The sequence below is a fragment of the Pseudomonas syringae genome (genome assembly GCF_000737245.1).
Lineage (GTDB): Bacteria > Pseudomonadota > Gammaproteobacteria > Pseudomonadales > Pseudomonadaceae > Aquipseudomonas > Aquipseudomonas syringae_J.
In genome coordinates, this window is sequence record NZ_JPQU01000015.1 from 46,737 (window position 1) to 60,371 (window position 13,635).

A 13,635-nucleotide genomic window follows, 5' to 3' on the forward strand; every position below is an offset into this window, starting at 1 on the left:
GTCGTGGTCCTACTGCAGTACGAAGTTAGTAAAAAGCAGCTGCTCGATCACAGTCTTGCCGAGTTCTTTCTGAGCCACTTCCTGAACGCTGGCGGTCGCCTTCTGGCGCAGCATTTCCTGACCGATAGGCGTGGCCAGCGATTCGAAAGGAATACCGGCGAACAGCATGACCAGATTGTTGCGAATCACCGGCATGTGCACTTTCAGCGCTTCAAGATCAGGCTGATTGCGCGCCAGCATGGTGATGCTGACCTGCATATAGCGCTGGCGACCGTTGGAATTGAAATTGACCACGAACGCCGGCGTCAGCGGCTCGAAAATGGCCGGATGTTTGACGTTGGGATCAGCGACGGCTGCCGCAGCCGGGTCGACTTTGGGCGTCGCGTTGTGCATGAAGAACCATGTCGCACCGACCGACAGCCCTACGGCGAGCAATAACGCCACAACCGCAACGATGATGAGCTTGAGTTTGCCTTTCGAGGCGGGGTCTTTAACTTCGTCGCTCTTCGCCATGCCAATAATCCGTCACTATTCGGGGGGTTCGCTGATGCGTGACAGAGGGAGAGCAAGTGTTATGCCAGAGTTGCGGGGGATTTTGCGTGGGGCGGGTTTTGCGGGATCAAAGCTCGGCGCGGGTTTGACTGTGGGAGCGGATTCATCCGCGAAGACGGCAGCTCAGGCGCAGGATAATTTGCAGCCTTACAGACCCCTTCGCGAATGAATTCGCTCCCACATGTTGCCGCGCACAGAGAACCCAGCAGCTCATCAAGCGTAGTAGTCAATCTCGCTGGTGCCGATCACTCGTGCTGCCGGCTGGCTGACTGCGATTGCAGGATCGCTGCTGCTGCCGTCAGTTGCGCCGTCGACGCCGCCGTTGCTGCCAGAACCATTGTTGCCAGTACCACGAGTATTGCTCGCCTGCTGTTCAGCTTGACCCTGCTGATTGCGGGACTGATCGGAAACGTTCACGTCAACCTGACCCAGACCCTGCTGTGTGAAGGAATCACGCAGCCGAGACATCTGACTTTCCAACGCTTCACGCACGCCGATATGCGCACTCATGAAGGTCACTTGAGTCTGCTGGTCGGGTGCCATGTTGATGCGGATATCAAGTCGGCCCAGCTCGGCAGGCTCGAGTTGAATATCAGCGGACTTCAAATTCTGGCTGGACAGGTACATCACGCGGTCCACCACGCCCTCACTCCAGCCACTCTGATGCATCGCCAGTGGTTGATTGATCAACGGCACACTGGTCGGAGCGACGGTGTTACGAGCCTGTTGCGCGGCCTGACTCATGGCGGCCAGGCGATCGGCGAAGTTATCGACCCGGGTCTCGCCTGCTGCGGCTTTATTATCCTTGAGCCCACCATCGAGCAGGCCATCGAACGACTTGTCGCTGCTCTCGGTACTGGCCGGATCTACAACCGGAGCCTGATCATCGAGAGCCGCCAGGTTATTGGCGAGGTTCTGCGTCTGGTCGGTAGTCAGCTCACCCGCTTTGGCAGATTTGCCTGAATTACTCGCTGCATGGGCGTTCTGCGCCTTGGCGGCCTGGCTTTCCAGCGCGAACTGCAGAGCGGGCAGACCTTCCAGCGGGTCGGCATTGGGGTCGAAGGGTTCTTCGACGGCAACCGGTGCGCTCGGCGTAGTCGCTGGTGCGATCGCGGCCAGGGTCTTGGCGTCTGCAGGGGCTGCGTCTACAACCGGCTTTTCTAGCACGGGAGCGGCAGTGACCTGGCTCGCCAAGGCCTGCAAGGTCGGGTCCAGCGCCGGATCAACCGGCAACTCAGGCGTCGCCGCTTGCAGCATTGAAGCATCTGTTGCCTCATCGCTTGCCTTGTCAGCGTCGTCGCTGACAGCCGCCGCTGCCGGGTCTACGGGCAAAGAATTGCCGCTATCGGCAACGCTCGTCTGATCAGTGCCGGTCGTGTCGTCAGCGGATTTCGTGCCCTTGTCAGCTACTTGCTTGTCTTTATCGACAGCGGATCGCGACTTTACCGGCGCATCATCGCGAGCGGCTGATTTGGCTTCAGCCTGCTTGGCGTATACGTCAGAGAAGCTGGAACGGTCGTCCCCACGGTTATCCGCCGCCTTGGTCTGGTTACTGACGGAAGTGGTCTTCGTCGCAGCCGTGGCATTGGTTTGAAGAAGTGCATTAGGGGCAAGGGGCATGGCGCTCTCCGCGTAAACAGCTGAATACGCAGAAGGTAGCAAGATACGGGCCACATCGCTCAGCGTCGAACAGGGTCAATTGCCGGAGCGCTTATGCATCAGGGTTGCGCGATGAAGAGCTGGCGCTCAGCGTCGAATAACCGGCGCACCGTGGAATATTCCATATCGATACTGATCAGCAAGTCCTCGATCCCCACCACCTCTCCCCGACGACTGCGCTCTTCGAGCTGGTGACAAAGGGCTGCGAGCTGCAGAGCGCCCATGTTGCTACTACTGCCTTTGAAGCTGTGAGCCATCATGGAGAGCTCTTGCAGATCAAAGGCCGGGCCACACATGAATTGACGCATACGGGCAACGCGCAACTCAGAGTCGTTGAGGAACACGTCGAGCAGGGAGGGATATTCATCCTCCATCACCTCCTGCAATGCACTCAATACGCTGTAATCCAGATGAATGATCGACACGTGTCCACTCCTTGACCCAAGGGGCTGTCATCCCCAACTGAACTCCACGCAGGCGGTGCGCCCATCCGCTGACCACGTCGCCCGCTCACTCAACTCACGCACCAGCGCAAGACCGCGACCGTACAGCTCATTCACCACCTTCGGCAATGCAAGAATTGTATCAACTTTGAAACCGAGTCCGCTGTCCTCGACCTGTAACGTCAGCCGACCACCCTGCCCCTCGGGCGTGACCCGCACATGCACGCGAATAAAGCCGGTTTCCAGACTCGCCAGACGTTCACCGCGCTGTTGATAGTAGCGAGCGAACCCCGCCGCATCGTTCTTCAGGCTTGAGTCCAGCCCCAGCACGCCATGCTCCAGGGCATTGCTGTACAACTCGGTCAGCACACTGTAGAGCGCGCCGCTCTGATTGCGCAGGCCGTGCACCTCCAACAGTAACTGGAGCAGATAAGGCAGCGGATTGAAGCGTCTGAGTGTCGAACCGCGAAACTCGTAAATGGCCGACCAATCCAGCGGCGTCGAGGTGCCGCTGTCCGAATAGATCACTGGCTGGGTTTGCGGGTCAGCGGACTCCACCGCCAGAATCTCGACCATGCTGACATCATCACGGGCCTGCCCGCCAAACTCGGTCAAGGCCTGCTGTATTTCCCCGATCAACAATTCTGGCTGGCGATTGGCGGCAAATACCTCATGCAGGCGCTGCACACCAAACAACTGGTCGTGGCGGTTACTGGTGTCGATCACGCCGTCGGAGAGCAGGAAAATCCGGTCATTGCAGACAAACGGATAAACCTCAGTCTTGTCGTCGAAACGCGAGGAGTCCAGCACGCCCAATGGCAGATGCCGTGACACCAGGGCGGTCCGCTCGCCGGTTTCGGCACTCAATAGATAACCTTCGGGCAGCCCGCCATTCCAGACTTCGACCAGACGTTGCTTGAAGTTGACGCACAGCAGGGTGGCACAACAGAACATATCCACCGGCAGGATGCGCTTGAGCTTGGCATTCATCTCGCGCAAGGTTTCGGCAAGGCCGAAGCCCTTGGCAGTCATACCGTAAAACACTTCGGCCAGAGGCATGGCGCCAACGGCGGCAGGCAAACCATGCCCGGTGAAATCCCCAAGCAGCATATGCATGTGCCCGGCCGGGGTGTAGCTGGCCAGCAACAGATCACCATTGAACAGCGCGTAGGGGGATTGCAGATAGCGGATATTTGAGGCATTCAGGCAACCGGAATGGGCTACCTGATCAAAGACCTCCTTGGCCACGCGCTGCTCGTTGAGCAGGTATTCGTGATGTCGGGAAATCAAGTCACGCTGCTGCAGCACGGTTTCCTGCAACAGCCGCAGGCGATTCATGGCCTTGATCTTGGCAGTCAGCACCACCTCATTGTAGGGTTTGGCAATGAAGTCATCGCCGCCTGCATCGAGGCAACGAGCCAAGGCCGCGCCTTCGGTCAGGGAAGTCAGGAATATGATCGGCACCAGCGCCTCGCCAGCCATCTGCTTGATGCGCCGCGCGGCCTCGAAACCATCCATCACCGGCATCATCGCGTCCATGAGGATCAACTGAGGTCGGGCGGTCTCGAACAGTGCCACGGCTTCTGCACCGTTCGCCGCGCAGAGTACCTTGTGCCCCTGGCGACCGACGATAGTCGACAACAGGTATCGATCACTGGCGTTGTCGTCGGCGATCAGAATGCACAGGCGCTCGCTCATTGGCTGCAAGGGGTCAACCTATCTGGAACAGTTTCGAGAAGTTGGAAATGGTCAGGATGGTGATGACATCGGCCGTGCAGTTGACCAGCCGCACGGTCGCCCGCTCGCCCCCGGCGTGATCCCGCAACAACAGCAGCATGCCCAGCGCCGAGCTGTCCAGATAGTGAGTGCCACGCAGATCGACCACATATTTTTTCTCAGGGCCCAGCTGTTCATAGGCACTGCGAAAATCCTGATGAGAAGCGAAATCAAACCGCCCCGAAACAAAGATAGTCAGCTGCCGACCATCAGGGGAAAGCTCGGAAGTAACCGACATATGAAATTCCTGTTCAAGCCTCGGCACATACTCAAGGTGTAGCACCGCCGGGCAATGGGGGCAAATTGATTGGACAGAAGATCGTGGCGTTTCGGTTCTGACTTTGGTTCTGGTTTTGTAGGAGCGAGGCTTGCCCGCGAAGAACGATGACGCGGTATGCCTGACAAACCGTGCCGCCCAATTCGCGGGCAAGCCTCGCTCCAACGGGAAAAATGATTTTCTATGGGAGCGGTGATCGCTTCAGAACTGCGACTGCCTAGGCAAGCGCTGGGACAGTTCGTCCAACAGTTTCTGCTCACGCTTGTCTTCCAGCTGGCGGGCTTCGTCGATGTAGCGCTGGACCAGTTTGCGCAGCCCCTCGACCCGGGCGTAGGCCTGCTGCCAGGCACCACGCGCCTTTTCCAGATTGTCCTGGTGCCAGGCCAGGCTCTTGCGCTGCTGGCCGACGGCGGTTTCCAGCTGGTTGAGGAAGCGCTGATAGTTCATCAACCATTGGCCTGAGACACCACTGGAACCCTTGTCGATCCACTGCTGCTGATACGCCATGCGAAACTGCTCAAGCTCTTCGAGTTTGCCTTCGGCGATCCGCACTTGCCCCTGAAAATGCCCCAGTCGCTGCGCAGCCGAACGCTCCGTGCTTTCGGCCATGTCTACTACCGGTGCCAGACGTGCCGCACGACTCTTGGCCATGATCTATCAGCCACCCGCTGCCGGGTTGAATACCGCCGCGAGTTGGGCGCTGCTGTTTTCCATGCTCTGATTCTCGTTCAGCCCCTGACGCAGATACCGCACCAACACCGGCTGCAAGGCAATCGCCAGGTCAGTTTCCCGGTCACCACCGGCAACATAGGCACCGACACTGATAAGGTCGCGACTTTGCTGGTAGCGAGACCACAGCTGTTTGAAGTGTTGCGCCTGCTGCATGTGCTCGGGCGTGACCACCGACGGCATGACCCGACTGATAGACGCTTCGATATCAATAGCTGGGTAGTGCCCTTCCTCGGCCAGACGCCGGGACAATACGATGTGCCCATCAAGCACACCTCGAGCCGAATCCGCGATGGGATCCTGCTGGTCATCGCCTTCAGACAATACGGTATAAAACGCAGTGATCGACCCGCCGCCCGCCTCGGCGTTACCGGCCCGCTCCACCAACTTGGGCAGCTTGGCGAACACCGAAGGCGGATAGCCCTTGGTCGCGGGTGGCTCGCCGATAGCCAGAGCGATTTCCCGCTGGGCCTGGGCGAAACGGGTAAGGGAATCCATCAGCAACAGGACATTCTTGCCCTTGTCGCGAAAATACTCGGCGATGCGCGTGCAATACATGGCGGCCCGCAAACGCATCAGCGGTGCGTCATCCGCCGGCGAGGCAACCACCACCGAACGTTTGAGACCTTCTTCACCTAGGCTGTGCTCGATGAATTCCTTAACTTCGCGACCCCGCTCGCCGATCAGGCCAACCACAATAATGTCGGCTTCGGTAAAGCGCGTCATCATGCCCAGCAGCACGCTCTTGCCCACGCCGGTACCGGCAAACAGACCCAGACGTTGACCTCGGCCCACCGTCAATAATCCGTTGATACAACGAATGCCCACATCCAGCGGCTGGCTGATGGGGTTACGTTTGAGCGGGTTGATGGTCGGACCGTCCATGGGCACCCAGTCTTCGGCCTTCATGCCACCCTTGCCGTCCAACGCACGTCCGGCGCCATCCAGCACACGGCCCAACATGGCCATGCCCATGGGCAAGCGACCGGTGTCTACCAGCGGCACCACTCGCGCACCGGGCGCAATCCCCGCCACGCTGCCAACCGGCATAAGGAAAACTTTGCTGCCGGAAAAGCCCATGACCTCGGCTTCGACTTCCACCGGGTGGTGGCTGTCGTCGTTGATCACCACACAGCGGCTGCCCATGGCGGCGCGCAGACCCTCGGCTTCGAGGGTCAGTCCAACCATGCGCAACAGGCGGCCTTCAACCAGCGGCTGGGTCGGCAACTCGATGGTTTCGGCATACGAACCCAAGCGCTTGCCGAAGCTGGTGCGATCAAGGCGCATTGGGCTTCTCGGCTCCAGAAGAGGCGGCAGATTCCGGAACCTTATCCAGATCGAGGCTCATATCTGCAGCCGCCGGATGCAGCGCCTGCTCGTGCATCTGATCGTACATTTTGGCGACGGCTTGAGTGATCCGGGTTTCGATACTGGCATCGATGCGGCTGTGCTCGGTCTCGATCCGGCAACCACCGGCCTGCAAGGTGTCGTCCTCGACGATCCGCCAGGTTTCCTCATGGCGCTCGCGAAGGGTCTTGATCTGTTCGAAATCCTGCGGATTGATGAAAATCCGCACATTGGTTGCCCCCATAGGCAGCAGTTTCAAGGCGTCGCGCAGGACATTGCCAATCTGCCGGGAATCGGTGGTCAGCTCCCGCTGAATGACTTTGCGGGCGATGTGCTCGGCCAGCAGAATCATCGCCCTCTCGATCTGCGTGTCTTGCTCGGCGACGGGATCGAGGAATTGCTCCATCAATCTTTCAAGGCTTTCCAGCTTGGCGGCAAGGGCCACTTCGGCTTCCTGGCGCACCTTGAGCTGAGTGCTGTGGAAGCCCTCTTTTTCGCCCGTGGCGAAGCCCTCGTTGTAGGCTTCCTGACGGATGCTTTCCAGTTCTTCGAGGGTGATCGGCTGGACTTCCTCCAGCGGCACCTCTTCAATGACCTCGACCGGCTCTTCAACCTCCGGCTCAGGCTCGGGTGCAGGCTCTACATGGGGGTCGAAACTGGGCAGCGACCAGACGTCAAAACCACCGACATCCTTGGCGCGAATCAGGTCGCTGGCCGGTTCTTTGTTGGAGCTGGACATTGATAGCGCCTTAAATCATTTCCTCGCCACCTTTGCCGCCGAGAACGATCTCCCCGGCCTCGGCCATACGGCGAGCGATGGTGAGGATTTCTTTCTGTGCAGTTTCCACGTCGCTGACACGTACCGGACCTTTGGCTTCCAGGTCGTCACGCAGCAGCTCGGCGGCACGCTTGGACATGTTCTTGAAGATTTTTTCCTTGATCGCCTCGTCGGAACCCTTGAGCGCAAGCACCAGTACGTCCGAAGACACTTCGCGCAACAGCGCCTGGATACCGCGGTCGTCGACGTCCGCAAGGTTGTTGAAGACAAACATGAGGTCTTCGATCTGGGTCGACAAATCTTCGTCGACTTCGCGGATCGAATCCATGAGCGTGCCCTCGATGGAGCTGTCGAGGAAGTTCATGATATCGGCAGCACGCTTGATACCACCCAGGGTAGTACGCGACGTGTTGGCGTTACCGGAGAACTGCTTCTCGAGAATCTGGTTCAATTCTTTCAGCGCTGCCGGCTGCACCGTGTTCAACGAAGAGACACGCAGGATAATGTCCAGCCGGACCTTGTGATCAAAATGGCCCAGCACTTCACCGGCCTGATCGGCGTCCAGATAAGCGACCACGATGGCCTGGATCTGCGGGTGCTCAAAGCGGATAACGTCAGCAACCGCGCGCGGCTCCATCCATTTCAGGCTGTCCAGGCCGCTGGTGTTGCCGCCCAGCAGGATTCGGTCGATGAGCCCGTTGGCCTTGTCTTCACCCAGTGCCTGGGTGAGCATTTTACGGATGTAGCCGTCTGAGCCGACACCGAGGCTGGTCTGATCGCCAACGGTTTCGACGAACTCGGTCATGACCTCTTCGACCTGCTCGCGGTGCACATTGCGCATCTGCGCCATGGCCACACCCACGCGCTGGACCTCCTTTGGGCCCATGTGCCGCAGCACTTGGGCTGCGTCTGTTTCGCCCAGGGAAAGCAGCAGTACAGCGGCTTTCTCGACCTTGCTGAGTTTGGTTACGACGGCTCGATCATTCATCAGTGTTAATCCACTCTTTCACAACCTGGGCCACACGACCCGGGTCTTCGGCCACCAGGCTCTTGATCGCGTTCAACTGTGCGTCATAACCCTCGGTCGGGCTAGGCAGCAAAATGCTCTGCGGACCGCCCAGGCTGACACGGTCGTTGGACAGTTCGTCGCCGCCCATGCCACCGAAGCCGCCAGTGCCATCGTCGAAGCCTGCCAGCTCTTTGCTTTTGCCATTGGTGATGTTGTTCAACACCGGGCGCAGCACACCGAACACCAGAATCAGGATGAAGATGATGCCGACGGCTTGTTTGACGATATCCCAGAACCAGGGTTGCGAGTAGAACGGAATCTCAGCAATCACCTCGCCCTTCTCGGCCGAGAACGGCACGTTGACGACGCTGACGCTGTCGCCACGGCTGGCATCGAAACCGACGGCATTCTGGACCAGACGGGTGAAGCGATTCAGATCCTCAGCGCTCCACGGGGAACGGGTCACTTCACCGTTTGCCGCGTTAACCTTGACCTGATCATCAACCACTACTGCAACCGACAGGCGGGTCAGACGGCCCTGCTGCTGCTTGGTGTGGCTGATGGAACGGTCCAGCTCGAAGTTCTTGGTCGATTGCACGCGTTTGTCTGCCGGATACGGCGCCAACGCAGGCTGGCCGGTCGCCGGGTCCATGATTTGCTGACCGTTTGCATCCAGCAGCGGCTGGCCCGGTGCAATGGCGGCAGCAGCGCCAGCGGCACCGCCTGCGGCCTGCGGCGCAGTAGCCGGGCCTGGGGGCTGGTTGCTCAATGCACCCGGCACCCCTTGAGGGCCGGAACTGCTGGAGCGTTGTTCGTTGACCGACTGCTCGCTACGCAAGGCAGGCTGGTCCGGGTTGAAGCTTTCAGCGGTGGATTCCACGGCGCTAAAGTCAACGTTGGCCGAAACTTCAGCCTTGTAGCGGTCGTTGCCCAGCACCGGTTGCAGAATGTTCTGCACACGCTGAGTGAGCATGCTTTCCATGCGGCGGGAATAATCGTACTGCTTACCGGCCATGGTCAGCTCGGAGTTTTCCGCCTGATCCGACAGCAGATTGCCCTTTTGATCGACCACGCTGATCTGTGACTTGCTCAGCTCCGGCACGCTGGTCGAAACCAGATTGACGATCGCCAGAACCTGACTTGGCTCCAGCGTACGTCCGGCGTACAGCTCCACCAGAATCGACGCGCTTGGCTTGCGGTCATCACGAACGAAGACCGAGCTCTTCGGAATTGCCAGGTGAACGCGAGCCGCCTTGATGTTATTCAGGGACGAAATCGTACGTGCCAGCTCGCCTTCCAGACCTCGGCGATAACGGGTGGCTTCCATGAACTGGCTGGTACCCAGGCCCTGGTCCTTGTCGAGAATTTCAAAGCCGACATTGCCGTCATGCTGGGTAACACCCGCCGACGCCAGCTGAATCCGCGCGCGCTGCACGTCTTCTGCCTTGACCAGCAAGGCGCCGGAATTGGGCTCGATGGTGTAAGGAATATTGGCGGTGGTCAGCGTATCCATGACCTGCTTGCCGTCCATACCGGCCAGGCTACCGTACAGCGGCCGGTAATCAGGCTGCTGGGACCAGAGCACGACGGCAAAACCGATTGCCACGCTGGCAGCCAGCCCGACCATCAGGCCGACCTGACGCAACATGGTCATCTCGGAAAGGTTTTCCAGAAAAGCCAGGCCCATCAACGGCTTTTTCCCGGAAGCGCTTGTCTTGGCCGGAACGCTATCGGCGAGTGTTTCTGCCATGACTCAATACGTCCTTAAACCGGCATCTGCATGATGTCTTGATAAGCCTGAACCAGTTTGTTCCGAACCTGGGTCAAGGCCTGGAAAGACACGGAGGCTTTCTGCGACGAAATCATCACATCGGTGAGATCCACGCCGGACTTGCCGATTTCAAAGGCGCTCGCGAGCTGATTGGAGGCCTGTTGGGTCTCACTGACCTTGTTCACGGCCTGACCAAGCATGTCGGCAAAGCTGCTGGAGCCGATTTCCGGCGTGGCGGCGGCTTTCGGCGCGGCCATGGCATCCATTTGCATGGAGCGCATATCCAACATCAAGCGATTAAATTCAACACCTTGGCTCATGGACATATCTCTCGTAAGTGCCACTCTCGTGAGTGCCGCAAATTTTTGACACTGATTCAGCGGTCATGCATGACAAAGCAACAAGGGTGCCAGTTACATGACGGCAAATAGCCACCACTATAACGTATTTTATATAGTTCCCTTCCAAAACCTTGTACTTGCTCGGTTTTGAGCCTTTCACAGCTATCGACGGACAACGACTAAAACCTGGCTGCGACAAATCGCCGCACCACAGTATTGACTACTGCAACCCTCGATAACTACTCAGGTGGCAAACAGATAACCTTCAACATCCATACCTGCATCGCGCATTTGCGCCAGTTTGTAGCGCAACGTACGCGGACTGATACCCAGACGCTCTGCGGCTTCTTTTCGACGACCACGCTCGGCCCGCAGCGTGTCGATAATCATCTGGAATTCCCGACGACGCAGGTCATCACCCAAGGCCCCCGCTGAATCAGTGCCGGACATGTCCAGCGCGGCGCCCGTTGCTGCCGTCGCCGTCACGGGTGCCGAGCTCGCAACCGGCGCCGCATTCGAAACCAGCGAAGCTCCGGTCACTGGCCCCATCAGGCAAAAGTCTTCAGCCTGAATCACCCCGCCCTGCTGCAAGATCAGTGCACGCTGCACCGCATTGTCCAGCTCCCGCACATTGCCGGGCCAGGCGTAATCGATCAAACACTGTTGCGCCTGGGCAGACAGCCTGACCGCTGCGTGTTTCATTTTATTGACGTGTTTTGCCAGCAACCGCTCAGCCAGCGGCAGAATGTCGGCGGTCCGTTGACGCAACGGCTGCCAGGCAAGGGGAAACACCGAAAGCCGGTAGAACAGATCCTCCCGGAAACGCCCCGCCGCCACTTCGCCAGCCAGATCGCGGTTGGTGGTTGCCAGCACACGAATATCCAGATTGATCGGCTTCTTGCCACCGACCCGCTCTACTTCACGCTCCTGCAACACGCGCAATAATTTGGCCTGCAGGCCCATGGGCATTTCAGAAATTTCATCGAGCAGAATCGTACCGCCATCAGCCTGCTCGAACTTGCCTGCCTGTGCAGCAATTGCACCGGTAAACGAGCCCTTCTCATGACCGAATAAGGTCGCTTCAAGCATGTTGTCAGGGATGGCGGCACAGTTAATGGCAATAAACGGCTTATCGGCACGAGGTGAATGCTGATGGATGTAACGCGCCAGCACTTCCTTGCCGGTCCCGGACTCGCCGGAAATCAACACGGTTGAGTCGCTTTTCGCCACGCGGCTGGCCAGATTCAGCAACTGCGCACTGGCCGGCTCTACCGCCACAGGTCCGTCATGATCGATCGGCCCAAGGCGCCCCAGAGCATGCCGGGCAACCAGCGCCAGCAATGCTTTGGGCTCGAAAGGCTTGACCAGATAATCGGCGGCACCTTGACGCATGGCATCGACAGCACGATCAACCGCGCCGTGGGCGGTCATCAACAGCACCGGTAATTGCGGGTGACGATCACGCAACAGACCCAACAACTGATGTCCATCCATGCCCGGCATGTTGACATCACTGATGACCAGGCTGAAGGGCTCACTCGCAGCGGCGGCCAACGCCTCTTCCGCGCAGGTGACGGCATGGTAGTCATGACCGGCCAACTCAAGGGTATCGCCCAGCGCTTCACGCAGCGCCCGATCATCCTCGACCAGCAATACCTTGATCGACATCAGCTGATTTCCTGTTGGGTAGAGCAAGGGATCAACGGCAAGGTGACAATCGCACAGGTGCCACGGCCTGGCCGGGACCGGTAATGCACGCTGCCGCGATGGGCGCGGGTCACCGCGGTCACCACCGCAAGCCCCAGCCCGGTGCCGGTAGCCTTGGTGGTGAAGAATGGCTCGCCGATGCGTGCCAGCGCCGCTGCACTGATACCGCCGCCGTTATCGCTGACGCACAGGCGCAGGGAGTCGCCCCTGGCGTACGCGTGAATTTTAAGACGCGTCCGACCGGCACTGGCCTGGACCGCATTTTCAATCAGATTGAGCAACGCCCCGACCAACGTATCGCGATTGCACAGCAACTGGCCGTCAAAATCGTCGCACTGCCAGCGTACCGCCAGATCCTGAGTATGAGTGAGAGCCGCAGCCTGGAGGGCTTCGAACAACACATGAGGCGCGATCCGGTCGGTCAACGGCAATTCGCCCCGGGCGAAGACCAGCATGTCGCGCACCTGATGCTCAAGTTCGTGCAGCCGTTCTTTGAGCCGCCCTGCGAAACGTCGCTGGGTTTCCACTGGCAACTGCTGCTCGGTCAAATGGCTGGCGTAAATCAGCGCAGCGGACAGCGGCGTGCGGATCTGATGAGCCAGGGACGCAACCATGCGCCCCAACGATGACAGACGCTCATGCCGCGCCAGTTGATCCTGCAATCGCCGGGTTTCCGTTAAATCGTTGAGCAACACCAGTTGCCCCGGCTCTGCGTCCAGGGAACGGGTCGAGATGGAAAGACGTCGACCGTCCTTGAGTGAGATTTCATGGCCGTCGTCCTCGCGGGGCGCGAAACAACGGCTGATCACGTGCCGCCACAGCTCGCCAATCAACGGTTGACCGAGCAGGTCTACAGCTGCCGGGTTCGCCTCGCGCACAATGCCCATGGCATCAATAACGATGACGCCACCGGGCAGCAGATCGAGAAGATTTTGCAGACGGTTGGCGATGCGTTCTTTTTCCGCCAGTTCTTCCATGCGCTGGGCACTGACCACCGCCAGCTCGCCCTTGAGTTCAGAGACCCGCGTTTCAAGCAAGCTGTAGGAGTCTGTCAACTGCGCCGACATCTGATTGAACAGTTGAAACGCCTGCTCAAGCCCCTGACGGCTTTCCAGCTCCAGGGACGGCGGCACTTGAGGCAATGCACCAGAAGGGATTTGGGCGGCTTGAGGCATAAGTAATCTCTCGCATGGCGAACCGTCATTAAACGGTATGTTGCTAGAGACTTAGCAATCCCCGTGCCGAA

13 protein-coding genes are annotated in these 13,635 nt (G+C 59.0%); all 13 read right to left on the reverse strand.

Features of this window, described 5'->3' with window-relative positions; translation table 11 throughout:
- Window positions 1–9: 9 nt before the first annotated feature.
- A complete protein-coding gene (gene fliL / locus IV01_RS22890) occupies window positions 10–513 on the reverse strand; it encodes a flagellar basal body-associated protein FliL (RefSeq protein ID WP_032625394.1) in 504 nt (167 codons plus the stop codon).
- A gap of 252 nt (window positions 514–765) precedes the next feature.
- Window positions 766–2,172, reverse strand: coding sequence for a flagellar hook-length control protein FliK (locus IV01_RS22885; protein ID WP_032625396.1), 1,407 nt, complete (start codon window positions 2,170–2,172; stop codon window positions 766–768).
- 98 nt (window positions 2,173–2,270) lie between these two features.
- Window positions 2,271–2,585, reverse strand: a complete 315-nt coding sequence (locus IV01_RS22880) for an Hpt domain-containing protein (protein ID WP_050507266.1) — start codon at window positions 2,583–2,585, stop codon at window positions 2,271–2,273.
- 78 nt (window positions 2,586–2,663) lie between these two features.
- Window positions 2,664–4,352 carry a fused response regulator/phosphatase gene (locus tag IV01_RS22875; RefSeq protein WP_195758738.1) on the reverse strand — a complete coding sequence of 563 codons (1,689 nt, stop codon included), beginning with the start codon at window positions 4,350–4,352 and terminating at the stop codon, window positions 2,664–2,666.
- Window positions 4,353–4,365: 13 nt separating this feature from the next.
- Window positions 4,366–4,668 carry an STAS domain-containing protein gene (locus IV01_RS22870; RefSeq protein ID WP_032625402.1) on the reverse strand — a complete coding sequence of 101 codons (303 nt, stop codon included), beginning with the start codon at window positions 4,666–4,668 and terminating at the stop codon, window positions 4,366–4,368.
- 240 nt (window positions 4,669–4,908) lie between these two features.
- Window positions 4,909–5,358, reverse strand: a complete 450-nt coding sequence (gene fliJ / locus IV01_RS22865; protein ID WP_032625403.1) for a flagellar export protein FliJ — start codon at window positions 5,356–5,358, stop codon at window positions 4,909–4,911.
- A gap of 6 nt (window positions 5,359–5,364) precedes the next feature.
- Window positions 5,365–6,723 carry a flagellar protein export ATPase FliI gene (gene fliI / locus IV01_RS22860; protein WP_032625405.1) on the reverse strand — a complete coding sequence of 453 codons (1,359 nt, stop codon included), beginning with the start codon at window positions 6,721–6,723 and terminating at the stop codon, window positions 5,365–5,367.
- Window positions 6,713–7,522, reverse strand: coding sequence for a flagellar assembly protein FliH (fliH, locus tag IV01_RS22855; RefSeq protein WP_032625406.1), 810 nt, complete (start codon window positions 7,520–7,522; stop codon window positions 6,713–6,715). Before fliH ends, fliI begins: the two co-directional genes overlap by 11 nt.
- Before the next feature lie 10 nt (window positions 7,523–7,532).
- On the reverse strand, window positions 7,533–8,549 hold the full coding sequence (gene fliG / locus IV01_RS22850; RefSeq protein WP_032625408.1) for a flagellar motor switch protein FliG: 1,017 nt from the start codon (window positions 8,547–8,549) through the stop codon (window positions 7,533–7,535).
- Complete coding sequence (gene fliF / locus IV01_RS22845; protein ID WP_032625410.1) at window positions 8,542–10,320, reverse strand: flagellar basal-body MS-ring/collar protein FliF; 1,779 nt, start codon at window positions 10,318–10,320, stop codon at window positions 8,542–8,544. The genes fliG and fliF overlap by 8 nt, the downstream gene beginning before the upstream one ends.
- 14 nt (window positions 10,321–10,334) lie before the next feature.
- Complete coding sequence (gene fliE, locus IV01_RS22840) at window positions 10,335–10,661, reverse strand: flagellar hook-basal body complex protein FliE (RefSeq protein ID WP_032625412.1); 327 nt, start codon at window positions 10,659–10,661, stop codon at window positions 10,335–10,337.
- A gap of 264 nt (window positions 10,662–10,925) precedes the next feature.
- On the reverse strand, window positions 10,926–12,350 hold the full coding sequence (locus IV01_RS22835) for a sigma-54-dependent transcriptional regulator (protein ID WP_032625414.1): 1,425 nt from the start codon (window positions 12,348–12,350) through the stop codon (window positions 10,926–10,928).
- Window positions 12,350–13,564, reverse strand: a complete 1,215-nt coding sequence (locus IV01_RS22830) for a sensor histidine kinase (RefSeq protein ID WP_032625415.1) — start codon at window positions 13,562–13,564, stop codon at window positions 12,350–12,352. The genes IV01_RS22835 and IV01_RS22830 overlap by 1 nt, the downstream gene beginning before the upstream one ends.
- Between the last annotated feature and the right edge of the window lie 71 nt (window positions 13,565–13,635).

Bases quoted from the DNA above. Each gene is read 5' to 3' on its own strand.
- fliL (WP_032625394.1), bottom strand. From the start codon at position 513: ATGGCGAAGAGCGACGAAGTTAAAGACCCCGCCTCGAAAGGCAAACTC.
- IV01_RS22885 (WP_032625396.1), bottom strand. From the start codon at position 2,172: ATGCCCCTTGCCCCTAATGCACTTCTTCAAACCAATGCCACGGCTGCG.
- fliJ (WP_032625403.1), bottom strand. From the start codon at position 5,358: ATGGCCAAGAGTCGTGCGGCACGTCTGGCACCGGTAGTAGACATGGCC.
- IV01_RS22870 (WP_032625402.1), bottom strand. From the start codon at position 4,668: ATGTCGGTTACTTCCGAGCTTTCCCCTGATGGTCGGCAGCTGACTATC.
- fliI (WP_032625405.1), bottom strand. From the start codon at position 6,723: ATGCGCCTTGATCGCACCAGCTTCGGCAAGCGCTTGGGTTCGTATGCC.
- IV01_RS22875 (WP_195758738.1), bottom strand. From the start codon at position 4,352: ATGAGCGAGCGCCTGTGCATTCTGATCGCCGACGACAACGCCAGTGAT.
- IV01_RS22880 (WP_050507266.1), bottom strand. From the start codon at position 2,585: ATGGAGGATGAATATCCCTCCCTGCTCGACGTGTTCCTCAACGACTCT.
- fliE (WP_032625412.1), bottom strand. From the start codon at position 10,661: ATGAGCCAAGGTGTTGAATTTAATCGCTTGATGTTGGATATGCGCTCC.
- fliF (WP_032625410.1), bottom strand. From the start codon at position 10,320: ATGGCAGAAACACTCGCCGATAGCGTTCCGGCCAAGACAAGCGCTTCC.
- fliG (WP_032625408.1), bottom strand. From the start codon at position 8,549: ATGAATGATCGAGCCGTCGTAACCAAACTCAGCAAGGTCGAGAAAGCC.
- IV01_RS22830 (WP_032625415.1), bottom strand. From the start codon at position 13,564: ATGCCTCAAGCCGCCCAAATCCCTTCTGGTGCATTGCCTCAAGTGCCG.
- fliH (WP_032625406.1), bottom strand. From the start codon at position 7,522: ATGTCCAGCTCCAACAAAGAACCGGCCAGCGACCTGATTCGCGCCAAG.
- IV01_RS22835 (WP_032625414.1), bottom strand. From the start codon at position 12,350: ATGTCGATCAAGGTATTGCTGGTCGAGGATGATCGGGCGCTGCGTGAA.